The following is a 25,983-nucleotide window of genomic DNA, read 5'->3' as shown; positions in this document are numbered from 1 at the left end:
GTCATTTCAAACATTGTGATAGACTGACAAAATACGAAACGCCACAAGGTTAGCAACAAGGGATTGGCATGCGATTTTTGCATACATCAGACTGGCACATAGGTCGACTTTTCCAAAATATTTCTCTTCTTGAAGATCAGCAATTTGTACTTTCCCAGATAAAAGAACTTGCGATATCCCACAAGGTTGATGCCATTATCGTCGCTGGTGACATCTTTGACCGCTCGGTACCTCCTGCTCAGGCCGTTGATGTTCTCGACAGATTTCTGGTGGATCTGCAACAACATAATATTCCGGTGATTATGATCAGCGGCAATCACGATAGTGCAAAACGATTACGGTTTGGCGCTCGTCAAATGCGCCTGGCAAACCTGCATATTCTTGCGGATTTACAACAGGCTTCTGAGCCTGTCATTATTGAAGGGCAAAGTGGCGACAGCGTCGCTTTTTACGGATTGCCATACCATGATCCCGTCGAGGTTCGAGAAGCATTTGCTAAGCAAATTACTGAGCAATATGGCGAGGACAAGATTCTTAGAAGTTATGATGACGCGCATACGTTCATGGCAGAACAAATCCTCAAGAACCATCAACAGCATCACTCAAGCATGCCATCGGTGTTGATTAGTCATTGTTTTATTGATGGCGCCAGTGAATCAGATTCCGAGCGTCCGTTGGCCATTGGTGGTGCGGATAGAGTCTCCTGGCAACCTTTAAAAGATTTCGATTATGTTGCTCTTGGTCATTTGCATGGGCCGCAGTATAAAGGCGCGGAACATATCCGTTATTCGGGTTCACCGTTAAAATATTCGTTTTCAGAACACAAACAAAATAAATCCGTAACTTTGGTCGAACTTACTCAGGGAAAACCCGCTCAAATCACCTTGTTGCCATTGCAGGCAAGGCACAACCTCAGAGTCTTGGAAGGGGAGTTGCAAGACTTATTGACCAGCGGCAAGAATGATCCAGATTTTGATGATTATCTGCTAGTTCGATTAACCGACAAAAAGAGTTTATTGGAACCATTGGCAAGGCTCCGCAAAGTATACCCCAACGTTTTACAGATGGAGCGAAGGCAGTTTTCTGAATTTTATCAAGCAAACAATAAGGATGATGAGCCAGGCGCACACGGGGATCTGAAAAAAGACGAGCTTCAGGTGTTTACCGAGTTTTTCTCTCAGGTTACTGACAACGAGCTAACGGATAGTCAACAGCAAATATTAAAAGATGCCGTTGAACAGGCCAAAGCCATCACGGAGGGGCGCGAATGAAGTTTTTAACCCTTTCGGTGCAGGCATTTGGTCCATTTGCCGATAAACAGGTGATTGATTTTCAAAAGCTTGGTGACGCGCCACTGTTTTTAATTGATGGTCCAACCGGGGCAGGTAAGTCCTCAATCTTGCACGCTATTTGTTTTGCATTGTACGGTGAAACCACGGATGAAGCGCGTAAGGACTTTGCGGTACGCTCGGATAACGCTAATGATGACATACTTACTCAGGTGGAACTGACCTTCACCATTCGTGATAAGCGTTATCGAATTACTCGTACACCAACGCAATTGCGTCCCGCCAAGCGTGGTGATGGCTTTACCGAAGAAAAAGCTAGCGCTCATTTTTGTCAGTTCCTGGATGATGGCACTGAAGTCACGCTGGTCGCGAAAAAGAAAAAAGATGCCGACGACATGATCCGCGAAATTATCGGTTTAACCGTCGACCAATTTCGTCAGGTCATGGTATTGCCACAGGGCAAATTCCGAGAATTACTGTTGGCCAAATCGGATGCTCGGCAATCGATTCTATCAACCTTATTCCAAACTCAGATTTATCAAAAAATCGAACAAATTCTCAAAGACAAAGCAGCCTTAATCAAAGGGGATTATGAACAGCTGCAGGAGATGATTAATCAGGCGTTGCAGGAAGCCGAGGTTCAGGAAATATCTCAGCTTAAGAGTCGAGAAGAACAGCAGATACAAAAATTAGCCGAGTTAACTGCAAGCAAACAGCAACTGGAAACACAGCGCCAACAAGCCATTGTCGCATATCAGGAAGGGAAAAAACTGGCCGAGGATTTTTCTGAGCATACCCGATTACAACACTCTCAGGCGGAACATCTGCAGCGACAGCAGGAGATGGCGCTGCAGGCCAATAAGTTGCAACTCTCTGAGCAAGCGGCTCGAATTGAACCAGGCTTTAAGGTCTTGCAGGCTCAGCAAGCAGATATCAAACAACTGCAAACGCAGATTACCGAGACTGAGCAGCTAGAAGCGCAAACGGTTGAAAATTTGCAGCGCTCGGAACAGCAGTTACAAGCCGCCCAGCAACAGCATCAGCAACGCCAGCCCTTGTTAGATCAACAGCAAAAGCTGGTGATTTTCCAGGAAACCCTGGCGGGCTTTGATGTCATCAAGCAGGAATGTCAGCAAAAATCAGCAGCAGAGCAAAGCGCCAGACAGAACATCGAACAAGCCAAGGCTAAAATTGAAGAATACTCAGGCCGAGTGAAAAAAGGTGAAGCGTTAATTCAGTCTCTGCAACTCAATGTCGATAAAATGCCGGCGGCGATAGAACACCAGGCAATGCTTGAGCAACAAATCACCGCGAGTCGACAGTTACAGCAGTTAATCGACAAGCAGCAGTCCCTGAATCAAGAGTTTGGCCAACGCCAAACCCTGGTAAAACAATCTCAAGTCCTTCTTGAGACAGAAAATAAAACCTTGATGACCATTGAGTTTCAATGGCACAGCTCGCAGGCGGCGATTCTTGCTGCGCAACTTAATCCGGGCGATGCCTGCCCGGTTTGTGGCTCCAAAGAACATCCGGCACCGGCGCGATTAGATGCCGCGTCTGGTAGTCAGGTTGTCAATAAATCGATGATCGATGAACAGCGTGCCCGCCGTGATGAAAAACAGCAAGGGCTGCAAAACGCTCAAGTAGATTTGGCAAAAATTGAACAGGAGCTAAACGTTTGTCAGGCGCAGCAACAACAGCTCATTGATTCACAAAAGCAGACGCAGGGTAACGGGATTTTACCTCTAGAGGAATTAGAACAAACGCTGGCGCAGCATCGTCAAATAATCAATGGCCTTAAACAAGATCAGCAACAACTGATCAAGGCTGGCGAAAAGTTGCGGGCGATGCAGACAGAATTGCAGCGGTTAATGGCCAATCTACAGGAACTTGAACAAGCATTGCCAGCGCTTGCTGCCGACAGTGCAACCGCTGCGATGAAACTTGCGGATGCGGAAAAAGGCTTACCAGAACAATATCGCGACAAATCGATATTGGACAAAGCGGTTAATGATAACCAACAATCATTAGCGAAATTAGATAGTCAGCTTGCGGAAGCTCAGCAAAATTTCCAGAAAGTCTCTCAGGATTTAAGTGCAATCGGCAGTAAAAAAACAACCCAACTGCAACATGCTGAGCAAATGCAGCAAAAACTGCAGCAACTGGAAACGCAATGGCAGGAACAGTTAACCGCGAGTCATTTTGACGATCAAAATGCCTTCCTGGCAGCGTGTATTGATGAGTTTAGTCTGCGTCGATTACAGCAAGATGTGAGTGAATATCAGCAAAGAGCGAAAACGCTGGCGGATAACTTAAGCTTGCTGGCCGAGCGATTAAAGGAAAAATCGGCTCCCGATTTATCGGCGTTGCAGGCAAACCTGGATAATACCGATCACCAATATCAGATCCACGAAAAGGAAGTGAATCAGGCATCAATTGCCGTCGCTAATTCGACCAATATTCTAAAACGAATTGCTGAATATCAGTCTCGACAGGAACAGCATCGAGAGGATTATGAAGTGATAGGCACGTTGGCAAATGCGGCCAGCGGTAAAGGCAAAGTTAGAGTCTCTCTGGAGCGTTTTGTGCTGGCGGATATTCTTGATAACGTGCTATCAATTGCCAGCCAGCGTTTGCATATTATGAGCAAAGGTCAGTACCGATTGGTGCGACAGGCTGAAGCGCAGCAAAAGCGTAATGTTACTGCTGGGTTAGATTTAGCCGTTGATGATGCGCACACAGGCAAAGTTCGCCCGGTGGCGACTTTATCCGGTGGTGAATCTTTCATGGCGTCTTTGGCTTTAGCTCTTGCGCTCTCAGAAGTTGTACAGCAACGCTCCGGCGGTATCGAATTGGATACCTTGTTTATCGATGAAGGGTTCGGCAGTTTAGATCATGAGTCTTTGCAATTGGCGATTAATACCTTAATCGATTTACAGTCCACCGGCCGCACCATAGGGGTTATCTCCCATGTAAATGAGCTCAAAGAGCAGATGGCGCAGCGTATTGATGTACGCAATGATGGTGGTGGCAGCAAGATTTCTTTGTCAAATATGTAATATAAGGTTGTTGAGTATGGTTGTCAGAGAAGCGACAGTACAGGATTTTGATAGTATCTGGGGCTTTATGCAGGATATTGTTGCGCGCGGCGATACCTATGCGTACTCAAGGGATATGGACAAACAAAGCGCTTATACGGTGTGGATGGAACAACCTGCGAAAACCTTTGTGGCGATAGAAAACAATATCATTCTTGGTAGCTATTATATTAAAACTAATACCAATCACATTAAGTTTGTGCACAACTCAGAGTTAGGGCCGAGGTTCAGTTACAACATAGATTTTATTGATATAGTCATTCTATATTAATGAAATATAGGGTAGTAAATGGGCCTCTCACTAACTCCCTCCGGGTGAGTTTTAAAGGCGTTTATCCTGCGTTACTAATTTTGACAATGGAATAACCATTCTCTGCAATCAAAGCCTTGTCTAAAAGCCTTTAAATTCTCACTGAGTGAGCAATAATTTAATGTGATTGGTATAATAGGCAGGCCCAGGTAGTCATGTTTGCAATTGCGGCTACATGGTGGCAACTGCCGCTCGAGGTAAAGGCCTGGCCACGAAAATGTGCGAACACTCGCAAAACATCGCGGTTGAGATGGGTTATAAAGCCATGCAATTTAATTTTGTTGCCAGTTCTAACCAAGTTGCGGTTCGCCTCTGGCAACGCTTAGGTTGTAACATTACCGGTAGACTACCGAAAGCCTTTAACCATCCAGAGCAGGGCTATGTCGATGCGTTTGTCATGTATAAATGGTTGAATAGCTAGCCTAATAAGTAGATTGTTGAAAATAAGATTCATCAGTCCCAATAAAGTTCAGCTAATCCGTCATTCCGGATTTTATTCCGGAATCTCGTTTCTCCTCACAAACCCCGATTTTTACGGCATTTCAAAGCAGAAACCTACACGATTTAAAAATATGTGACGATTGTTTTCGTAGACAGAGTCAGATCTTTCACGTATAAACAGTAAAATAACTATAAAAAATTGCTGCGTTTTCAGTGCTCTGCAATTACCTTTGCAATAGTAATTGTGTGCTAAATGAAACTATTTGCTGTATCACGAGGTCAAACCCAAATAAATGGATGCTAAGATTCCCTTTAATTGGTTTGGGTTATACTGAAAGATACCGACCCAGCAGCAAGATCTTCGCTAAGAGGTGGTTTATGAATCGTTTAACTCAAGTACTTGCGCTCGTCTGTCTGACTAGCTCTGCTTCTGCCGCCTTGGCACAGCAGCCAACAAATACTGCCAGGCAAATTACCAAACCTGAAGAAGCTCAGGCCAAAGCGCCAGAAAAACCTTCTCAAGCGACACAAGCTGAACAAGTATTCAGCGAAGCCGAATTACAGCAAATGCTGGCACCTATCGCTCTCTATCCTGATAGTCTGTTAACCCATATCCTCATTGCTTCAACCTATCCTTTGGAAGTAGTGCAAGCTAATCGCTGGCGTCAGAAAAATGATAAGCTGACAACCAATGAAGCGATGAAGGCGGCGGAAAATGAAGATTGGGATCCGAGTGTAAAAGCGCTGATTGCCTTCCCTGAAGTATTGAAACGTATCAGCGATGATCTCGACTGGTTACAGGATCTCGGCGATGCATTTTTAGATGATGAGCAGCGATTGCTGGCAAGCATTCAGGCATTGCGCAAGCAGGCGGATGAAGCCGGTAGTCTCGAAAATCTCGACAAAGTTGACGTATACAAAGAAGACAATGTCATTGTCATCCAATCACCTGAACCTGAAGTTATTTACGTACCATATTACGACACCCGTGTCGTTTACGGTAACTGGCGCTGGGGTTACTACCCTCCGGTTTACTGGGATTGGCGCTGGCACCATAATCACAATCATTTTGCCCATTTTGGCTATTACACCTGGTTACCAGGGGTGAGTATTTCCTTTAACTATCACTTTAACTCGTTTTACTGGCCGGGCTATCACGTTCGTGTTTATAACGATTACCGTTATAAGCCTTATCATTATCGCAATAAGTATTATCCTGGCCGAAAATACCACCACAACAAGCCGTATTACGCGACCAAGATCAAAAAAGACCTGGGTCAGGAATGGAAACACGATCCGAAACATCGTAAAGGCGTGGGATACCGCACCGATTATGCCAAGAAAAAGTATCATTCAAACCGCGAAGCCTACATTAGAACGCCAAGCAACGATATGCGCACTATGGGGTATGTTGGTGGCGAGCAGGGAGTTGGCCGCAAAGAATTGATTCGTCAACAACACGAGCAATTGCAGCGTGAGGTTCAGGCCCAAGCCCAGATCCGTGACACCGGAAACAACAATGTCGTTACTCCCGCGAGCAATCAACTTTCGACGAAACTGGATGCCCGAGATCAAAGCGTAGCGAAACGTCCGGTAAACAAAGAATTGATTCAAAGTTATCAGCAGCGTTTTGAACAACAACGCCGTGATTTGAATACATCGCGCAGCCAGCAAAATAGCCAGGCTCTTTCGACCCGCACGGCAACGCAGCAGATTAATCGCTCGGATAATCAGCTAAGCCAGCAAATTCGAAATAACGAGCGCTATCAGCGCTTCCAGGAAAAGCTGTCCAATACCTCTGGAGATTACAATCAACTTCGTCAGCAACGTCGGGTTACAGGCAATGCAACCACACCGGTGCAACAGCCTAATCGTCGCTCGCTATCTAGCGATATCGCCGATTCTAGAGATTCGGCGACGTCCAGACGATTTTCGGAATCTGCACGTTCTTATTCCAATCGAAGTGTAACTCAGCCAACGATGAGAACTCGCAGCAGCGTTAGTTCTACTCCAACCGTAAGTTCAGCACCCACCGTAAGATCGACGCCAACGGTGAGGTCAACACCGACGGTAAGAAGCACACCTTCAGTGCGCACTACGCCATCGGTTACCAGCTCACCAAGTGTGAGAACCGTGCCTACCCGCACTCAACCATCAAGTACCATGCGTGCACCAACACGCAGTGCTACTCGATCAGCACCACCTTCAACCAGACAAAAGAATCATTAAATTATACTTGAGTACAGGTATCCGTTAATCAGCATGAGTAAGCAATTGTCGCCACAGCTTATGAAGATTTATCAGGATACCTTGTATCAGGTCACGATAAATAACGAAACGTTCCCCATAGAGCTTGGCGAGTCTGAAGGGGCATTGCACCTTTGGTTGCAACAACAAGGCGTTTACGCAGCAGCCCTTATCAGTGCTTACAACCCTTACAGTGAAAAGCTGAGTGAAGAAGAGAATCTTAAAGCTGACAATAACTTACAAAGCGAGCTGAAAGAGACGGGCTATCAATTTCATTGCGGACAGGGACAAAGTCCTTCTGGAGATTGGATTGAGCCAAGTGTATTGGTGTTAAATATCGATCGTCGCAATGCCTGCTTATTGGCGCAGAAATACCGACAAAATGCCTTTGTCTTTCTATTTTCTACACCCTCGCATACCTTGTCAGAAATCGTCGTCAGTGAAGAATAGCTCGCACTGGATTAAAGCATGGTAACTAGTTTTTGGCTGTAGCTCTTATTAAACGTTGTCATAATTGATCATAATCTTTCTGTAAAAGGTCAGGATTTTTCCGCAGTTTCCTGATAGATTTATTTATTGAAAAACAGTTATTTACCTTTACGTACCGACGTTTAAATACAGGGTTTACCGCATGCGGATTCTTATCCAATCTCTGATTTTACTTACGCTTACTCTTTTATCTTCTAAGGTTTTCGCCGTTCAGGTCGACTACATTGGCCACTATTTGCATAAGGACAAACCCGCATTAATTATTCAGTTTTCCGAGTCTGTCGCTTCCATAGACCGACCATTTCAAATTAAAGTCTTCCACATTGAAGGGAAGGAGCAGGAAACTGAGATTTCCCAGCACAATCAGCTACTAAAAAATAAACTCTCAGTAATTAACTCTCAGGTAAAAGTGGGTAGTCGTTATCGTGTTGAAGTGTTTGATGTTGGCGCAACTACGCCATTTGAGACTAAATCTGTAACCATTCCTGAGGTCAGTGCCGATGTTACCGTATTAGGGCGTGGTCCGGTTATTCCGGCTAACGGTCCAAGAACCATTCCTTTATCGGTGGTGAATCTGGAAACGGTGGCGGTGGAAGTGATGAAAGTTACTGAGCCGGCGTCGTTTATGCAAAAAATCTTCTACAGCCGCAATATTTCTTCGTATCAGATCCAACGTGTCAGTAAGTACCTTAAAACGGTAACCACATTAGACTATCAATTACCGAAATTGCCCATCAATAAAAGTCAGCCTCTGGATATCAAACTGCCAGATAGTTTGACGCCGGGCTGGTATTTGCTGGCGGTAAAAGGTGGTGGTCAGTTCGACTATGACAGTACCGAGTTTATTCAGGTGCTGTTAACGGATATTGGTGTGCAGGCGAAGGTGTTTGACCAACAACTTGCCGTTCATGCCACTCATTATTCTGAAAAATCATTTACGCAAAATGCCGAGGTTTATGTCTACCAGCCAAAGTCTGGAAAGACACGGCTAGGCTCGCTTAAAAATGGCTTTGGTCAATTTGCTTATAAAGTCCAGGGCAATGAAATACTGCTTATTGAAGCGGCTGACAATACCGGTTGGTTGCCACTGAAAGAAATGCCATTAGATTTATCAGATTTTGACGTTACCGGTAATCAGTATCAGGATTTACAGGCATTTTTATATTCCAACCGTGACCTGTTTAAACCGGGGGAATCTTTACCTTTAAATATTTTACTTCGGGACCAGGATGGCACGCTGGCTGAACAGCATCAACTTTATGTGGAGTTTGTGCAACCAGACGGGAAAGTAATCGCCAATCGTTGGTTAGACGCTGCTAATGGTGGATATTTCCGCATGGAATATGGCATTCCGGTAAGCGCTGCGCTCGGTAAATGGCATGCGCGAGTCAAGGTAAATTCCGGCTCAAAAAATGCCATTGCACAATTACCGTTCGTGGTTTCTGAGTTCGTCCCGGAACGGATGGATTTGATCGTTGATACTGGCGATATTAGCCTGAAGGCTCAGCCGGCGGTGAAGATTGATTATCAGGGGCGTTATCTGTTTGGCGCCCCGACCAGCGGCAATAAACTGAAAATCTCGCCTTATTATCAGTCATTACATCATTTAAAAGGTCCGTATCAGGATTATTATGTTGGCACGCCATTTACCGTATATCCGTCACGGGACCTACCAAAATTCAAAGACATTAAACTCGATGAAGAGGGTAAGGCGAGCATTGATTATCCGTTACTGGCCACCGATAAATTGCAATCTCCGGTAACCGTAAACCTTGCTAATGAACTATTTGAGCAAGGGGGCGCAACTATCACCCGTCGTCAAAAATTCACTTATTGGAAAAACGAAGCACTAACGGCAATTAAAGGGCCCGCGGAAATTAATGCGCATCAACAGATTGCTTTTGATATCGCGGTATTGTCCACAGATGGGCAAAAACTGTTGTCGGGTGATATCGAGTATCGTTTAGAGCGAAATCGCGGCGGTTATTATTGGACCTATGAAGAATCATCGGGCTGGCGCATGCATCGTGATAACGAATGGCGCCCAGTGAGTATGGATAAAGTTTCAGTGAAAAAAGGCGCCAGTAAAACCATTTATTTGCCAGTTGAATACGGTAACTATCGACTGGTTACCTGGCAATCCGGCGGTACTAAAACCACTTACGCATTTAATGCCCGGTGGCAGGGCGCTGGCCAGCAGAAACCGGCAAAACCCGATCAATTAGGTTTACGCCTTGATAAAACCGATTATCAGGCCGGTGAAACCATTGCTCTGCAGCTGCAAACGCCGGTGGCAGGGAAATTATTGCTAACCTTAGAGTCGGATCAGGTCGAGTGGCACATGCAACAGCAAGTTGCTGCTGGTGAGGTAACCTTAAATGTGCCGCTTGCAGAAGATATAAAACGCCATGATCTGTATATAACGGCGACACTGGTTGCCCATAACAATAATGAATCATCGTCCCCTCGTCGATTGTTTGCTATTGCACCGGTATTGTTAGAACGTGGCGACCGTCAGCTCAACATTCAGGTGAAGCATGACGAGGTATTGTTGCCTCTGAAAAAAGCTTCTCTGACGATTGATACACAGGGACTTAGTGGCGATTCAGCCTGGGTTACGGTGTCTTTAGTTGATAAGGGCATTATTAACTTATCGGGTTTTGAAGCGGAAAATCCATTTGATTATTTCTTTAACCAAAAACGCTATGGCGGCGATGTCATTGATTTGTATTCCCGCTTTTACCAACAGCGTCCGGATTCCTTTATACAGCATCGATATGGTGGCGATGCTCAGGCGGCTTTTAATAAGCGCCCTGATCAATTAGTGGAAGCAAAATCCATTACTCTGATGACCCAGGCGATTCCACTTGATGGCAATGGCAGCAGTGAAATCAGCGTCGATATCCCCGATTACAATGGCGAAGCGCAACTGGTTGCCACAGTATTTAGTGCTAATTCATACGGCCAGCAAATCCAGGATGTAACAATTCGAGCACCAATCGTTGCGGAATTGGCGATACCAAGATTTTTAACCCCAGGGGATGAATCTCAGGCGATGCTGGAAGTGTTTAACCAAACTGATACACAGCAACAAATCTCGCTCTCCATTGTATTACCTGAGCAATTGCAAAGCTCAACCGATACGTCGAAGAGTGTTACTCTTGATGATGGGGAACGCACCACATTGCCGCTGTCGTTCAAGGTCGGCTCTGGCATAGAATTCGCTCGCATTGGTATTGATATCGAAAGTGATGCCTCAAGTTTCAGTCGCAGTTGGACTGTCCCGGTTCGAGACGGTATGCCGCTGCTATCGAAAAAACATACTCTGACTTTAGATGCAGGTGATTCGATAACACTACAAGATGAATACTGGCAAGGTATCGATATAAATGGGGCAAACCCAGGCATGGTGGCCATTTCATCAAATGCTTTGTTAGACCCAATGCCTTACACCGAACACCTGTTTTCTTATCCTTATGGGTGTGCGGAACAAACCACGTCAAAAGCCATGCCTTGGTTGATAGATAACCCGGATCTTGAGCAGCACAAGCAGAATAAACTGCAGCACAGCAGCGAGAAGGAATTACTGGAAATCGCCATTGCTCGCTTAAGTGGCATGCAAAAATCCACCGGCGGATTTTCACTCTGGAACAAACAGGGCAAAGAAGATGCATGGATCAGCGTTTATGTGACTGACTTTTTATTACAGGCAGAGCAGAAGTATCCAAATATTGTGCCTAAGCAAATGCTCAATCGTGCTACCAATCGCATAAAGACCCTAAGATACCGCCAACAACAGCCGGCGCAATATTATGCTTATTGGTTGTTAGCGCAAACCAATCAAATTGAATATGGCAATTTGCGTAAGTTGCAGGAACGTTTGGCGCCAGGCCCTCTAGCAAGTGCTTATCTGGGGGCGGCGTTAATGTTAAAAGGCGATGTTCAGGCCGGTCAGAGATTGATTCTGGATAGTCGCGAGACACCGCGCACCAATCAATATGCCTATGGTTATGATTACGGCTCCTATCTTCGAGATTACGCTCGAATCGCCGTTGTCATCAGTCAGTTGAGCGAGCACATCAAGTTATCGAACGAGCTTATATCGCTTCGCAACGATTTAGTTGAGAAGGTTAAAAAAGATCTGAATCGTCGACGCTATCTGAGCACGCAGGAACAAATTGCTTTGGTTGAGCTGGGGTCGATGCTAAATCGTGATAACCAGACGTCTTATCAATTTGATTATGCAAGTTCGAAAGGACAAGATGCTTATGAGCAAGGCGTTCCAGAACACGGAACTCCGGAACAAGGAGCAAGCCGACAAGGGATCAGCCGGGTTTCTTTGGTCGCCGACAGCGTATTGAAAAATACCAATGATTTTCCATTGTACGTGGAGATCCTGGCGCGCGGGCCAGCATCGGATAAAAGCGATTACCAATCCACTATCCCTTACAGTTCCATGGGCAAACAATATCTTCGCGAAAATGGCGATTCCTATGAAGGCGAGCCGTTATCCGTTGGTGAAAAGCTCATTGTGGTTATTGATGTACAGAGCAATGAAAAAATCGAACAAGGTTTGTTGGTGGATTTTCTGCCTACCGGTTTTGTACTGGAAAACCCCATGTTCACCAATGCTAACGAAGTGCTCAGAAATGCCGGTATCGCTGCCAATACGTTGTTGCATGAAGAGTTTCGCAACGACAGGTACGTAGCAGCCGTTGATATTGGTTACAGCATCAACTACAAATTTGCCTATGTACTGCGTGCGGAAACACCTTCAACAAGCAAAGCCAGACCAACTTTGATTGAGGACATGTACCAACCGGAAAGGCTATTATTCATAGAGCCGCCGGTGAAAGGTTTTGAGATTAAGCCTTAAGTTTTGAAAGCAAAGTTATTCAAATGAAACGTTTAAAAATGATGGGTGATAAGGGCAAGACTTTGAGTTCATCATTGAAACTATCTGTCGCCGAGATATTGGCTGCTGTAACCGCTAAAACAACAGAACGCGAAAAAACATCTGGTTTTATTTGGACGCGAAAGCGCAAGTGGTTGTTGTTTGCAGCGAGCAGCGTGTTCGCATCCTGGTTGCTTTTTCACGGGTTAAATTGGGCATTTCCTTTAAACGTTGTAGAAAGGCCGACCGGGGTCGTTGTCCGTGCAGATGACGGCACGCCACTTCGCCAGTTCACCGATGAACAAGGTTTTTATCGCTACCATCTGGGTATCGAAAGCGTCTCGCCTTTTTATGTAAAAGCCTTACTGGCCTATGAAGATAAGTATTTTTATCAGCACCCTGGGGTGAACCCCATATCTCTTGTTCGCGCCATTGGTCAGCAATTGTATTACGGTCGCGTCGTTTCCGGTGGCTCGACATTAACCATGCAAGTGGCGCGATTATTCCATCCTTATGAGCGCAGTTATTGGGGCAAGTTAGAACAAATCTTCCGAGCTTTGCAGCTTGAATCACAGTTCAGTAAAGATGAAATCCTCGGGCTTTATTTACGTCATGCCCCGATGGGCGGGAATATAGAAGGGGTCGAGGCTGCGAGTTGGCGCTACTTTGGCAAAAGTGCAAAAGACTTAACCGTTAATGAGGCTGCACTGTTAGTGGTGTTGCCGCAACGTCCCAGCCAATATCGCCCGGACAGGTTTCCTGTAGTGGCACAGCAGGCGAGAAACAAGGTGCTTAATCGATTGCATCAGCAGCAATTGATTGCCAGCAACGAGTTACCTTTCTACCTGAACGAAGCTTTGTCTGGTGAACTTCAACCTGCGGCTAAGATGGCGCCGTTGTTAAGTCGTCGGCTAAAAAGTCAGGTAACAAATAGTCAATCGTCCGAGAGTACATTTGCGGATATCCCCACGTTTATCTCCCATCAACTGCAATCGGATGTGGAATCAGTTGTTGCCCGTCATGTCGAGGTATTACCCGACAAGTTATCGATGGCAGTGATGGTGATGGAAAACGCCTCAGGCAAGGTAAAGGCCTATAAAGGCTCTGCGGAGTTTTTCAATGAACAAAGGGCGGGGCACGTGGATATGCCTATGGCGATCCGCTCCCCGGGCAGTACTTTAAAGCCATTTATCTACGCCCTTGGTCTGGAGCAAGGCGTGGTACATTCCAAAAGTCTGTTAAGCGATGTTCCGCAGTCGTTTTCCGGCTACAAGCCGGAGAATTTTGACCAGCGCTTTGATGGTGCGGTGGCGATGGATATGGCGTTAAAGCTCAGTAAAAACGTGCCCGTGGTAGCGGTACTCGATAAAGTAACACCGCAAGCCTTCGTCGAAAGCGTGGAATCTGCCGACATTAAATTGTATCGCCATAATCCCAATTTAAGTATTGCACTTGGTGGCGTTGGTATTTCCATGGAGCAATTGCTGGCAATGTATTCGGCCCTTGGGCGTGGCGGGGAAATGATATTTCCTCGCTATCAGCCCGGGGATAAGAAACGTACGGCGAGGCTACTGTCACCGGAAAGTAGTTGGATCATTGCCAATGTTTTAGCTGAAATTCCTCCACCGGATCGTTTTAACGCCGCATTTAATCGAAAAATTGCCTGGAAAACAGGCACCAGTTACGGCTTTCGTGATGCCTGGGCAATAGGTACCAGCTTTGAATATACGGTTGCCGTTTGGGTAGGGCGGCCTGATGGCTCACCTTTTGTCGGCCAGACTGGTGCTAATCAGGCTGCCCCTTTGTTGTTTGATGTTTTTGATCAGCTTGGCAAAGAGCAAGAGCAATGGCAACAGCCAGATAAGGTTCAGCAGCAATCCATTTGTTGGCCAAGCGGCTTGGCTGCATCCTTGGTAACAGATGAGCATTGCAAGTCATTACACAATGCCTATACCATCAATGGCTTGACGCCGGTAACCATCAAAAAACAGCAAAATCTACAGAACCTGCACCAATGGCCAGAGGTTTTACAACACTGGATGAGCCTGCAACGTGAGCAAAGCGACAACCAGGCTACGCCTCTAAAAATTATCTTCCCTAAAGACAACGCCCATTTGTTCTTAGCCAATGGCCAAACCTTGTTACCGAAGGCGAATTTGCAGGATGTAACTTGGTATTTGAATGATAAACCAGTTGCGGGTTCCAGAATTAGCAAAGACAAACTGCCGCAGGGCAAGAACATGATAACTGCATGCTTGAATCAGAAATGCGATTCCGTTTCTGTGTTTATTATGTAATTAATTCCTACGGGGTCAGAGTCAATTACCACTTTATCAATACTAATAATATTAGGGCGTTATATTGAATTGGCTAATGACTGTGTCCCCAATTTTGATAGCTTAAAGGGATAGTCTTGTAGCAACCTAATCACATGAAAAGATATCGACATTGTTAGCCTTTCTTTGGCTTTTTACTCGATCGTACTAGACCATTAAATTATCAATTGTGAGGGGCAGAGTTGTTAGTTTATGTTCATTAACTTATTAAAAATCCGTTATTGTGTATTTTGTAATTGTCTCTGACTCCACGGAAGTAACCGAAGTAATGGTGACAATGTGCAGACGATATTAATCGGTTGTGCGAATCAGGTTATCTCGTTGTAATTAATAGGGGTTACACTATTTGCGGATAATATCGGTGGTAACGATTAGTTTATATGTCGGATTCATATATAGTTAGCGAGTGAGTTCCATGAAAATAGCGATTAGTGTTGTAAAAGCAACGAATTATAATACCCCTGTTTATGATTAAAGTATCATCCCATTCCATCAGAGCTCTGGTGGTGTATTTATCTCATCTTGGTGTGCCACTGCGCCAGAGTCTGGACCTGGTTGGTTTGGATAAAGCCTCGCTTTTTAATGAACATTCATTGTTATCAACGGACGTATTAGAGTCTTTGTATGAGCACGCGGAAAAGACGCTGGGTATCAAGGACTTGGGTTTTAATTTTGGCCAAACCATAGAGCCGGATCGCTGGAGTACTCTCGGTTACATTGCTTACACGGCACCAACGCTAAAGCGCGCATTGGAGCAGCAATATAAGTTTCAGTCATTGGTTGGAAACTTAGGCTCGCCAATGATAAAAGAGCAGGGCGAACAAATTCTCATTAATTGGGTGCCAGCATATGCCTGCTCTCACCATACGGTTGAAGAAATTATCACTGGCTGGGTGGCATTATCGCGTAAGTTATCTGCGGCGCCAGTAATGCCCACTAAAGTGTTCTTTGCCCATGCCTGCACCGGTGATGAGCGGGTTTATGAGCAATATTTCCAGTGTCCGGTATTGTTTTCTCAGGATGTTAACGGTGTTCTGGTTGATGCTGAATTGCTGGATGTGCCTTTAATTAAGCATGAACCGCAATTGCATGAGCTGTTGTGTCAGCATGCGGAGCAACAGCTGGCTAGCTTTACCGAAGCGGTGCCGATTGAAGTGATGAGTCAATATATGATCAATCGCTTATCGGTTGAGGTGCCGGATATCGAAGAAATTGCCGAGCTGATGAATTTAAGTGTGCGTACCCTGCAACGAAAACTCTCCGATGCCGGTACCAGCTACAGTCAATTGCTGGATAATCTGCGTAAAAAGATGGCCATGGATTACCTGCAAATGGAGCACTATTCGCTAATGTATATTGCCGAAATGACAGGTTTTTCCGAGCAAAGTGCGTTTCAACGGGCGTTTAAACGCTGGACCGGGATGACACCGTTGCAATATCGAAAATCCAAAGAGGTCAGATCTTGAATTTCGCAGCAAGTGCGTAATTCAAGATCTGACCCCAATTGACGCTATTTTATCCAATCGATTATTTCTTCAACACGGTTTGTACCCAACACGCCACCGAGGCTTTTTTGATGGCGTAAAAAGTCATTATTTTTAAAATTCAAAAAGGTAGACTAGGCAAACAATAAAAAAAACGACAAGAATAATAATATGGAAATAGGTCCTGTATTTTACGACTCCAGTGCGCAATGGATATTGAACCTGGTGCTGGCCAGTATGATATTTGGCCTGGCGCTTGATATACACTGGCGAGACTTTAAACGGGTAATAACCATGCCCAAGGCCGTTATTTCTGGCCTGGGCGCCCAGTTCCTTCTCTTGCCAGCTCTGACTTGCGCATTCACCTTGCTGGTGGATTTACCACCCGGCATTGAATTAGGCATGATGCTTGTCGCCTCCTGTCCAGGAGGCGCTATTTCCAATTTTGTCACTCATTTAAGTGGCGGTAATACCGCGTTGTCCATTTCACTCACCGCGGCCGCAAGTGCCACTGCGGTTGTGATGATGCCACTCAACTTTATGTTTTGGTCGCAATTTAACGAACCGGCGATGACCATTATGCAGGCCATCGATGTCGACTCTGAGCAGCTATTTAAAACTCTGGTGCTGATTTTAGCCATACCACTTACCGCCGGTTTATTAGTTCGCGCGAAGTTCGAAAATGTAGCTAAAACCCTTCATAAAATATTAAAGAACACCAGCTTATTGGCATTAATCGCTTTTATCTTGATTGCGGTTAGCAAGAACCACGAAGCCTTCTTACAGCACCTTTGGTTCTTATTGTTAATCGTTTTTGTTCATAATGGCATGGCATTTTTCATTGGCTATTTAAGTGCCAGAAGCGCGGGCCTTGAGGTTCGCGATCAAAAAGCCGTGACCATAGAAGTCGGCATGCAAAATGCGTCACTGGCTATTGCCATTGTGTTTACACAGTTTGGCGGTCAGCCAGGCATGGCGCTAATTTGTGCCTTTTGGGGAACCTGGCATATCGTTGCCGGTTTAATCGTTGCCTTGATATTTAAACAACAAAAATCGGATCAGGCATTGCCGATCAGGGGAGAACAATAATGAAAATACTGATTACCGGTGCCGCGGGTTGCCTGGGCCGACGTTTGGTTCAGTCTTTACAGGATTGCGAAAACACACAAGTGTTTGCGACTGACATTAAACCTGAACTCGGCATCGACATTGATAGCGAAAAATACTCGTCACTTCACTACAAAGCCCTGGATGTCTGCAAGCCTGAATTTTACCAATGGGTAGAAGAAGTAAAGCCAGATGTCATTGTCCATCTTGCGTCTATTTTGCAAATATCGAAAGCCATGCCTCGGGAAAAGGCCTATGAAATCGATGTGCTGGCAACCAAAAAACTCGTCGATTTAGCAGCGCAAATTGATTGTAAAAAATTCATCGTTACTACCTCCGGCGCCTCATTCGGCTACTGGCCAGAGAACACCGGCTGGCTGAGTGAAGACCACCCGAAAAAAGGTAATCAGGATTATTTCTACAGCGCCCATAAGGCGGAAATTGAAGGAATCATGGAAGATGCCAATAAGACTTACCCAAATCTGAAACAGGTAATTCTGCGCCCGGGCACAATTTTAGGGCCGAATTTCGATGGTCCGATTGTGAACTTGTTTCAGCAGAAAATGATCACCGGTGTTGCCGGCTACCCTGGACCCTTTGTATTTATCTGGTCGGAAGATGTCGTGGCCTATATTCACGAAGCCATGTTTACCGATGTGGAAGGCGACTACAATCTAGCCGGAGATGGCGCCGTTTCGATGGCGCAAATAGCGAAAACTCTGAAAAAACCTTATCTGCCTCTGCCTTCCTGGTTAATCGAAGGGGCATTGAGCATTTTAAAACCTCTGGGCCTTACTCAATATGGGCCTGAGCAGGTGAAGTTTGTTAAATATCGTCCGGTACTGGCCAACGATAAATTAAAAAGAACCTTCACCCATCAACCTAGTTATACCTCCCAGCAAGCGCTGGAGCAGTTTCTTGCATTACAAAAGGACGTTTAAGTTATGAAGTTTTCACTAAAAACCGCCGCGAGTCAGGTAATAGCTGCGTTAGTTGTGACGTCGACCGCACAAGCGGCAACTGTTGTTGTTACAGATGAGAACAAGCAGCCGATGCCGCAGGTTATGGTAATGCAGACACCGGTTGAGGGCTTTGTACTGGATAAATCGGATATGGGTTATCCGCCAGAGCGTCGCCTGAATCGTTCGAACACGGTTCATACCCGATTTACTGACGATAACGGCAAGGTGGAATTTTCTACATACGAAGATGAAAAAGTCCGTATTCGTATCCGTCGCCCCAACTATCATGATGTAACGATTGAAGCCAATGGTAATGAAGATCTGCAGTTAACGATGAAGCCGATCACCGATCCATTGCAGCTTGCTGAATCAAAACCCGCCAATACCTGGTTATCAGCCCTGGATTTAGGTGACGAAGATTTGAAAAAGCATTACGTGATGCAATGCGGTTTTTGTCATCAACAGGGTTCTCATTTTTTCAGACGCCCTCGCGATGAAGAAAGCTGGAATGAAATTATTTACCGTATGGTCGGCTATGGCGCCCGGGTTCACGATGAAGCACAAGAACAGTTACCACCAATTTTAAGCGCCGAATATAAGCGCTTGTTTGAAAACCCAGAGCTGATCCCTGATGGCACGCCATGGGCGAAATCCTTAACCGAGGATAAAATCACCGAATGGCCGATTGGCGATGCCTTCTCGCAAATGCACGATTTGTTATATCACTCAAATGGTTACGTCTATGTCGGTGATAATCTGCAGGATCGTTTATACGAGATAAATCCGGAAAATGGCGAATATACGGTTTACAAGATGAAACGCGCTGAAGGAGATAAGCACGGCGGCCTGATGGGCAATCGGTTAAGCTCGTTCCCGAAACATGAAACCTTTGCCGGTATCCATTCCTTTGCGGAATCAAAGCAAGACGGCAATATCTTTATCACTACTTCCTATCAGCAGCGCCTGGTGGAATTTGATGTAACCAGTAAAGAATTTATCATCCATGAAATGGATGATGGCTATTATCCGCATACGGTGCGTATCGATGCCCAGGACAGAGTCTGGTTTACCATGGCGTTATCAAATCAAATTGCCATGTTTGACAGAAAGAGCAAAGAGTTCCAGATGTTCGATTTGCCGGCCCGTAACTTTGGTGAAGGCCTGACCGTAAGCTTTATGGGAGCAATCCTAAAGCTCATGGATTGGGGATTACCGTTAGCGAACTGGTTCTCCATTGATGAACAATCATCGGGCGTACCTCTGCCTTATGGTATTGATATTACCCCTAATGGCGATGTCTGGTTCGCCCGTTTGCACGCGGATTCTATCGGTAAGATAGACGGTGAGACATTAGAAGTCACGGTTTACGATACGCCGTTTACCGGACCGCGTCGTTTGCGTAGTGACTCGAAAGGCAACCTGTGGATTGCCGCATTCCCAGAATCGATGATCGTGAAATTCGACCCGATTACCGAGACCTTCGAAAACGTTGAAATTCCAGTGTATCCACTTGGCAGTGAGACGCCTTATTCATTAAACGTCGATCGCAGTCGTGATATCGTCTGGATCAACGGTAATACCTCGGATGCACTGTATCGATATGATATCGATTCTCAGCAATGGCATCATTATCCGATGCCAAAACGCGTCACTTTTACCCGTGATGTCGAGATTGCTCCGAATGGCGATGTGTTTACCACCAACTCTAGCTTTCCAAGCTGGCATATCGAAGATGGTCAGCCAACCCTGATTCGTCTGCAACCTCAGTATCAGGATATTGAAGGTCAGAGTGAATCTATCGAGGCTGATGATACTGAGTCCAGCGAAGGCTTAGAAGCCGATCGCCATGAATAAGCTACCAGGATTTCTACTATCGTGCTTGCTGGCATTTATTGCCGGACACGTGGTTAATTACAGCATTATTTTTCTCGCCATTGACTGGTTTGACTCGCCAATGCTCGCGGGCATTGGCTACGGTTTATGCTTTGGCCCACCGGTGATATTAGGCTGGTTTGCAGGGGTGTATTGCGATAGGTATTCGCCTCGCCGGGTGATTCTTATTGCTCAAAATTCATTTCTGATCAGCCTTGCATTGCTTTATGTTGCCCTTGATAGCACGCCAACTATGCAAATTGGCCTGTTGCTGAGTGCGGCGTTTTTTGCCGGGGTTGGCTGGTCGTTTGTCTCTCCCGCCAGATTTGCCGCTTTGCCTGGTTTTATCGCGGAAGACAAATTAACGGGTGGTACTATAGCCTTAAACCTGATGGTCATGAGCGGATTTGGTATCGCGCCTATGGTAGTGAAAAACCTGCAGGTTTCTTTTGGTTATGAAGGCGTATTTGTTGCCGGCGCCATTATGTTTGTCGTCTCGTCATTATTGTTGGCATTGCTGAGATACCATCCAGAATCGAGTGTTATCAAACAGAGAATGGAAGCAGACACCAAACCTCAGCAGGCGCGAAATGCTGAGCAACAAACGTCGATTTGGCAGCAGGTTGTTGAAGGCTGGCAGGTCATTTTCCGCCCCGGCATAGTTAAGCCGTTATTATTGTTGTCGATGATCACCTATTTGCTAATGGGACCGATGCAGGTGTTATTGCCGGTAATTGCCGAAAAACAGCTGTTTTTAAGTGAAAAAGCACAGGGGACTTACTTATCTCTAGTGGCATTTTCACTCATTATCGGTGGCCTGATAAGTTTAGTGACCCGAAATGCCGGCAAGCTGGGGTTACAACTAAACCTTTGTATCCTGATAGCGGCAGCCGGTTTAGGTTCGCTGGCAATTGTCACCAATCTGGCATTATCGGTGATAGTTCTTTTAACATCGGGCATCGCTGGGGGTATTGCCATTAGTTTGATTGTCGCTGGCCTTAATCAGATGTGTGAACCTGCTTATCGCGGCAGAGTCATGGCCTGTTACACCATTATTGGTCAAGTAATTCCGGCACTCAGCGGCGTCGTATTTGGCGCGCTAGCTCAGGCTTTTGATGCCAAATTGTCATTAATGCTTGCTGGTGGATTAATCGTTAGTTTAATTGTCATCGCCTTGTTGCGATTAAAAGATGTGATCAAGCTTGAGAGCTTCGAGCAACAAGATGCACAAAAAGAGGGTTTTGAGCATGCATCCCTATCAAAATAAGGTCGTTGTGATCACTGGTGGCAGTGGCGGGATTGGCCAGGAGCTTTGTAAGCAGCTTATCGGGCAGGGCGCTCAGGTAGCATGTCTGGATTTGACAACCGACAATGCGTTGCAGCATGAAAATGCCTTAAATATTGCCGTCGATATTACCGATTATAGCCAGTTAGAAAACGCGATTGAGCAGATTATCGAACGTTTCCAACGTATCGATGTGCTGATCAACAACGCTGGCATCACTCATATGAGCCGGTTTACCGATTCCAGTAAGGAACTCGCCGATAAAATCATGGCGGTAAATTACACGGCGGCGGTTGATATTACCCGACTATGTTTAGAGCAACTTATTACCAATAAAGGCCAGATTATTGCTATGTCCAGTGTTGCTGGATTTGCGCCTTTATATGGTCGGTCGTTATATGCTGGCAGTAAACACGCAATGGAAGGTTTTTTCTATTCTCTCGGTAGCGAATTGAAAGATAAAGGTGTCAGCGTTAGTGTGATTTGTCCGTCGTTTGTGCGCTCTCGCCCTGAACTCAAAGCCCAGGTTAATGCGGGTGTTTCATCGCCTGGTGCATTGAAGAAAAACACCAATGGCGAACAGATATCGCCTCAGGTTGCCGCAAGCAGAATCTTAGCGGCCGGCCATAACGGCAAACGCACCCTGTATCTAGGCAAGGTTGCGAATGTTGCTCGATGGTTGTTTGCCTTGGTACCGGCAACCTATTTAAAAATCATGACCAAAGGCGCCAAGGACGAATTTAACTCATATCCAAAATAAGCGGGGTCAGATCTTGAATTTCGTACTCGGTGCAAAATTCAAGATCTGACCGCGTTCATTAACTAGTTTTTCATTGGAGCAGTTATGACCTGTGGCAATTGTGGTAGCCCATTAAAAAAGAAAAAGCGTAAGGTAAAATCCGGCCTATTCGGTTTTGCCTCGATGCTGGAGCTAATTGCTGTGTTGTGCGCAGGCTATGCCATGGTGTACCAACCAGCAATGCCAATACAATTTTTGCTAATCACGTCTGGTATCGTGTTGGCTTTTGTTGGTCAGTTGATGATGTTCAGAAAAATCCATTTGTGGCATTGTAAAAACTGCAAATCCGAACAAGAGATATCTCGCACCTAATTATTTAATTTATTTCACAATTTATTGAGCTCTGGCCTATGCTTTAGGTATCAAATACACAGGTTTTCATGGACGTTAACCACTTTTCAGGATAGTTCGATGAAAACAATAAACCTCGTTGTATCCATACCGCTAATCAGTGCCTTACTGGTTCTGTCATTGATGCCGATTGCAATTTTAAAAGCCGAAGAACTTAACGATATCTCTGAGCTGCAATGGCAATCGAGAATCTTGCTAATGCAAGGCTCTGATAAAGCCAAACAATCCTTTGCCGAAAAATTAGAAAGTGACGCAAAACAGTTGAGTGAGCGTCATATCTACTGGTTTATTTTTCAGGACGAGGAAGTCGAAAGCAATTATCCCGGAGAAATATCCGACAATTTCCGAAATTCAATCAAAGCTGAATATTTTGGCAATACTGGCGAAGGGGATGTGATCATTTTAATTGGTAAGGATGGTCTTCCGAAATTATTCACCAGTGAGTTGGATTTAAAGCAGCTCTATGAAACGGTTGATGCTATGCCGATGAGACAGCAGGAAATGCAACGCCAGTAGCCTGTCGGATCCAGCCTTACCAACAGTGCCTGAACAATAATAAATGACAGGCCAATGACCATTAACTTTCGAAAAGTGTCGTTGTATTTAACTAAGTTTTTTTTGCTTCTGAGTTTTTTCAGCGGCGGCATTTTTGCGCAGGTGCCAAAGGTAGAATTGCTTGAACCTTCGAATTCACCAAATCGCCCATCGCAAGAATATTTTGTGGCGGTAAAAGGCGGCGTCAGCCTTGGTAGTTATGAATCCGGGCTGAATTGGTATTTGGTTGAACATATTAACAGTCAGCCTAATGAAACTCTGGTGTCCTTTTCCGGAGCCTCCGCCGGTAGTATCAACAGTGTGTTGTCGGCAATAAAGATCTGCTCCAATATCAACGAAGAACTGCACTCAAATCTACTGCGCTCCAGCTGGAACATTGATATCAGCAATCTCAACCGGCGCAACAACGAAGGTTCTTTGTTTAATCGCGAGAGTATCTTTTTAAAAGTGGTGGAAGACCTGTCGAAATACATTCTCGATCCTTCTGAATTTGATATCAGCCGCAGTCAATTATCGCGCCAGTATCCGGACGACCTTGCTGTGAATCCCGACAGCGATGAAGGTGATGGGGATTGCAGCATTATCACCACCATGTCGGTTACTTTGATGTACCCATATCAGGAAAAGATTAAAAATTCCGATCAGACCACCGGTTATCAACGTTTTGTGATCCCTGTCAAAGTGATCACAGTGAATGGCAAGATTGCCTTTAAAAATGTTTATTTGAATCAATTTGAAGCAGCATTACCTGAACTATTGCCTGATTACTTTATTTCTTTACCAGAAACGCCATCAGGCTTTATCAATCCGGATATCGTTTTTGAAGCGTTAAAAGCATCAAGCTCATTTCCGGTAGCATTTGCGCCGGTTGAACTGCCGTTTTGTATTAGCAAGAAACTCGACAACCAGACCTGTACATCTGATTACGCAACCACCTCACTGTTTAGTGATGGTGGCTTGTTCGATAATGCGCCGATTGGCGTTTCGGTTGATATTCATGAAATGTACCTCGGACAAAAGCAATCTGCAGACATAAAGCCGCCGCTTGTTGCCCAGCGGCGCATCATATTTATTCATCCTGACAATCTTCGTAATGAACATCCCATGACAGAAGAGGCATTCTCAATGTCATCCACCGGCAATATTCAACAGCCGGACCGGGTAGGGCTTTGGGATTACCTGTTATATCTTGGCAATTCTTTCGATACTGCAACCAGCGCAAACTATCGAAAGACCCTAGAAAAGATCCATGGTGACGAAGATAAATACCATTTTCGAATCAGTAGTCGTTATCACAATTTACTTGCAGATTTCCACGCGCACTTTGGCGCTTTTTATTCTGCCCACTTTCGGGTTCATGATTACCTCACCGGCGTATATGACGGTGCCTACATGATGAGTGCCTATGCCTGTGAAAATCTCAGTGGTGATAACAATCAGGCTTGTATCCAGCAGCAAATGATTGACCGGGTTAAGACGCTTACCAAAGATAAGCACCATAATGTATCCCGTGATGAATTAACCACTGATGAATTGAAAGATCTTGATAACCAAATCTATGAGCTGGACTTTCTTAAGTATCTCTATAACACCGAGTTTCAGGCGTCGATGCCTTTAACTAACGACTACTATCAAAATACCTATATCGCCTTGTCCCAGGCGTTTTATACCTTCTCGGGAAGAGATTCCGAACCTCTTACCTTTAATAATTACATGAACAACCTTAAAGGTCTGGCGACAAAGCAGTTTAAATCAAAATCGTTGCAGGAAGAGCTGTTTATCGACTATCCAAGGTGGGCGGCAGAGCACTTTAAAGTGAGTTATGACAATTTGATCGCCATGCAGGAACAAGCCTCAGATTGTTATAACTGTGAGTTCCGGATTGAAAACAAAACATTGCTTACCATATTGCGTATTTCTGAGCCGATTAAAGATTCCTGGATAGATTATTCGAAAACCGGTACCTGGCCGTTGAATAATGGCCTTTGGGATTGTTGTTCAGGAACGCTGCGGTTTGGCTTTGGAGCTTTGGAGAAGAGCTTGCTGCTGTCGGCGGTGGGCAGGATCGATAGTCCATTTGAAAAAATAACCTTCGATGGCGCCCTAACTTTTAATTATCTCGAAGCTGATTTTGAACATGATGACTATTTTAGCGTCGCGGTGGGCGGCAGTTATCACACCGGTTCGCTATTTGTGCCTGTAGTCTCAACCGGGTATGAGTACTCCTTTCCTGGCCGCAGCGTTTATAAAGATCCTCTCAATGCTTTGTATGTTTCAACGGGGCTAATAAACGAATTAATCACTATGCGTGCCGTAGTCAGACTCGATGAAATCGAAGACTTTGGTGAAATACAGACTCGGGATAAAGTGCAGATCCAGGCGCAGTTTGATCTTATGCAATTGATTGAAATGATTTTTTAGTAAGCTGCGCGGTTGGCGTCGACAGTATTTTGTCAACGCAAGC

At 45.3% G+C, this 25,983-nt stretch carries 16 protein-coding genes and 1 pseudogene; all 17 read left to right on the top strand.

The annotated features are described in order from the left end of the window. Window positions 1-68 precede the first annotated feature (68 nt). Complete coding sequence (locus tag FNC98_RS09980) at window positions 69-1,271, top strand: exonuclease SbcCD subunit D (RefSeq protein WP_143581090.1); 1,203 nt, start codon at window positions 69-71, stop codon at window positions 1,269-1,271. Further along, complete coding sequence (locus FNC98_RS09975) at window positions 1,268-4,348, top strand: AAA family ATPase (protein WP_143581089.1); 3,081 nt, start codon at window positions 1,268-1,270, stop codon at window positions 4,346-4,348. The genes FNC98_RS09980 and FNC98_RS09975 overlap by 4 nt, the downstream gene beginning before the upstream one ends. A 16-nt stretch (window positions 4,349-4,364) precedes the next feature. Next, a complete protein-coding gene (locus FNC98_RS09970) occupies window positions 4,365-4,658 on the top strand; it encodes a hypothetical protein (protein WP_143581088.1) in 294 nt (97 codons plus the stop codon). Between the two features lie 211 nt (window positions 4,659-4,869). Beyond that, a pseudogene (locus tag FNC98_RS09965) lies at window positions 4,870-5,118 on the top strand (N-acetyltransferase family protein); the annotation flags it as partial. A gap of 398 nt (window positions 5,119-5,516) precedes the next feature. Further along, a complete protein-coding gene (locus tag FNC98_RS09960; RefSeq protein WP_185967927.1) occupies window positions 5,517-7,367 on the top strand; it encodes a DUF3300 domain-containing protein in 1,851 nt (616 codons plus the stop codon). Between the two features lie 33 nt (window positions 7,368-7,400). Beyond that, window positions 7,401-7,835 carry a DUF3293 domain-containing protein gene (locus FNC98_RS09955; protein ID WP_143581086.1) on the top strand — a complete coding sequence of 145 codons (435 nt, stop codon included), beginning with the start codon at window positions 7,401-7,403 and terminating at the stop codon, window positions 7,833-7,835. 181 nt (window positions 7,836-8,016) lie between these two features. Further along, window positions 8,017-12,750 (top strand): alpha-2-macroglobulin family protein, encoded by a 4,734-nt coding sequence (locus FNC98_RS09950; RefSeq protein WP_143581085.1) that lies wholly within the window; start codon window positions 8,017-8,019, stop codon window positions 12,748-12,750. A gap of 23 nt (window positions 12,751-12,773) precedes the next feature. Continuing rightward, on the top strand, window positions 12,774-15,065 hold the full coding sequence (pbpC, locus tag FNC98_RS09945) for a penicillin-binding protein 1C (RefSeq protein WP_143581084.1): 2,292 nt from the start codon (window positions 12,774-12,776) through the stop codon (window positions 15,063-15,065). 506 nt (window positions 15,066-15,571) lie between these two features. Continuing rightward, window positions 15,572-16,570: an AraC family transcriptional regulator gene (locus FNC98_RS09940; protein ID WP_143581083.1), complete on the top strand. Its 999-nt coding sequence runs from the start codon at window positions 15,572-15,574 to the stop codon at window positions 16,568-16,570. Window positions 16,571-16,759: 189 nt separating this feature from the next. Beyond that, complete coding sequence (locus FNC98_RS09935) at window positions 16,760-17,677, top strand: bile acid:sodium symporter family protein (protein ID WP_143581082.1); 918 nt, start codon at window positions 16,760-16,762, stop codon at window positions 17,675-17,677. Further along, complete coding sequence (locus FNC98_RS09930; RefSeq protein WP_143581081.1) at window positions 17,677-18,636, top strand: NAD-dependent epimerase/dehydratase family protein; 960 nt, start codon at window positions 17,677-17,679, stop codon at window positions 18,634-18,636. The genes FNC98_RS09935 and FNC98_RS09930 overlap by 1 nt, the downstream gene beginning before the upstream one ends. Window positions 18,637-18,639: 3 nt before the next feature. Then, on the top strand, window positions 18,640-20,511 hold the full coding sequence (locus tag FNC98_RS09925; RefSeq protein ID WP_185967926.1) for a hypothetical protein: 1,872 nt from the start codon (window positions 18,640-18,642) through the stop codon (window positions 20,509-20,511). Further along, window positions 20,504-21,796 carry an MFS transporter gene (locus FNC98_RS09920; RefSeq protein ID WP_143581080.1) on the top strand — a complete coding sequence of 431 codons (1,293 nt, stop codon included), beginning with the start codon at window positions 20,504-20,506 and terminating at the stop codon, window positions 21,794-21,796. Before FNC98_RS09925 ends, FNC98_RS09920 begins: the two co-directional genes overlap by 8 nt. Then, complete coding sequence (locus FNC98_RS09915) at window positions 21,777-22,574, top strand: SDR family oxidoreductase (protein ID WP_185967925.1); 798 nt, start codon at window positions 21,777-21,779, stop codon at window positions 22,572-22,574. Before FNC98_RS09920 ends, FNC98_RS09915 begins: the two co-directional genes overlap by 20 nt. Window positions 22,575-22,658: 84 nt before the next feature. Next, window positions 22,659-22,925, top strand: coding sequence for a hypothetical protein (locus tag FNC98_RS09910; RefSeq protein ID WP_143581078.1), 267 nt, complete (start codon window positions 22,659-22,661; stop codon window positions 22,923-22,925). A 99-nt stretch (window positions 22,926-23,024) separates the two neighbouring features. Next, window positions 23,025-23,480: a DUF4174 domain-containing protein gene (locus FNC98_RS09905; RefSeq protein ID WP_143581077.1), complete on the top strand. Its 456-nt coding sequence runs from the start codon at window positions 23,025-23,027 to the stop codon at window positions 23,478-23,480. A 54-nt stretch (window positions 23,481-23,534) separates the two neighbouring features. Continuing rightward, entirely contained in the window at window positions 23,535-25,940 is a 2,406-nt protein-coding gene (locus tag FNC98_RS09900) for a patatin-like phospholipase family protein (protein ID WP_143581076.1), read from the top strand. Window positions 25,941-25,983: the final 43 nt, after the last annotated feature.

The sequence above is a fragment of the Thalassotalea sp. PS06 genome (assembly GCF_007197775.1).
Taxonomy (GTDB): domain Bacteria; phylum Pseudomonadota; class Gammaproteobacteria; order Enterobacterales; family Alteromonadaceae; genus Thalassotalea_A.
The sequence above is the reverse complement of the archived record's forward strand: the minus strand, read 5'-3'. Positions and strand labels throughout refer to the sequence as shown.

Coding starts and splice junctions, on each gene's coding strand:
- FNC98_RS09980 (WP_143581090.1), top strand. CDS start 69: ATGCGATTTTTGCATACATCAGACTGGCACATAGGTCGACTTTTCCAA.
- FNC98_RS09975 (WP_143581089.1), top strand. CDS start 1,268: ATGAAGTTTTTAACCCTTTCGGTGCAGGCATTTGGTCCATTTGCCGAT.
- FNC98_RS09970 (WP_143581088.1), top strand. CDS start 4,365: ATGGTTGTCAGAGAAGCGACAGTACAGGATTTTGATAGTATCTGGGGC.
- FNC98_RS09960 (WP_185967927.1), top strand. CDS start 5,517: ATGAATCGTTTAACTCAAGTACTTGCGCTCGTCTGTCTGACTAGCTCT.
- FNC98_RS09955 (WP_143581086.1), top strand. CDS start 7,401: ATGAGTAAGCAATTGTCGCCACAGCTTATGAAGATTTATCAGGATACC.
- FNC98_RS09950 (WP_143581085.1), top strand. CDS start 8,017: ATGCGGATTCTTATCCAATCTCTGATTTTACTTACGCTTACTCTTTTA.
- pbpC (WP_143581084.1), top strand. CDS start 12,774: ATGAAACGTTTAAAAATGATGGGTGATAAGGGCAAGACTTTGAGTTCA.
- FNC98_RS09940 (WP_143581083.1), top strand. CDS start 15,572: ATGATTAAAGTATCATCCCATTCCATCAGAGCTCTGGTGGTGTATTTA.
- FNC98_RS09935 (WP_143581082.1), top strand. CDS start 16,760: ATGGAAATAGGTCCTGTATTTTACGACTCCAGTGCGCAATGGATATTG.
- FNC98_RS09930 (WP_143581081.1), top strand. CDS start 17,677: ATGAAAATACTGATTACCGGTGCCGCGGGTTGCCTGGGCCGACGTTTG.
- FNC98_RS09925 (WP_185967926.1), top strand. CDS start 18,640: ATGAAGTTTTCACTAAAAACCGCCGCGAGTCAGGTAATAGCTGCGTTA.
- FNC98_RS09920 (WP_143581080.1), top strand. CDS start 20,504: ATGAATAAGCTACCAGGATTTCTACTATCGTGCTTGCTGGCATTTATT.
- FNC98_RS09915 (WP_185967925.1), top strand. CDS start 21,777: ATGCATCCCTATCAAAATAAGGTCGTTGTGATCACTGGTGGCAGTGGC.
- FNC98_RS09910 (WP_143581078.1), top strand. CDS start 22,659: ATGACCTGTGGCAATTGTGGTAGCCCATTAAAAAAGAAAAAGCGTAAG.
- FNC98_RS09905 (WP_143581077.1), top strand. CDS start 23,025: ATGAAAACAATAAACCTCGTTGTATCCATACCGCTAATCAGTGCCTTA.
- FNC98_RS09900 (WP_143581076.1), top strand. CDS start 23,535: ATGACCATTAACTTTCGAAAAGTGTCGTTGTATTTAACTAAGTTTTTT.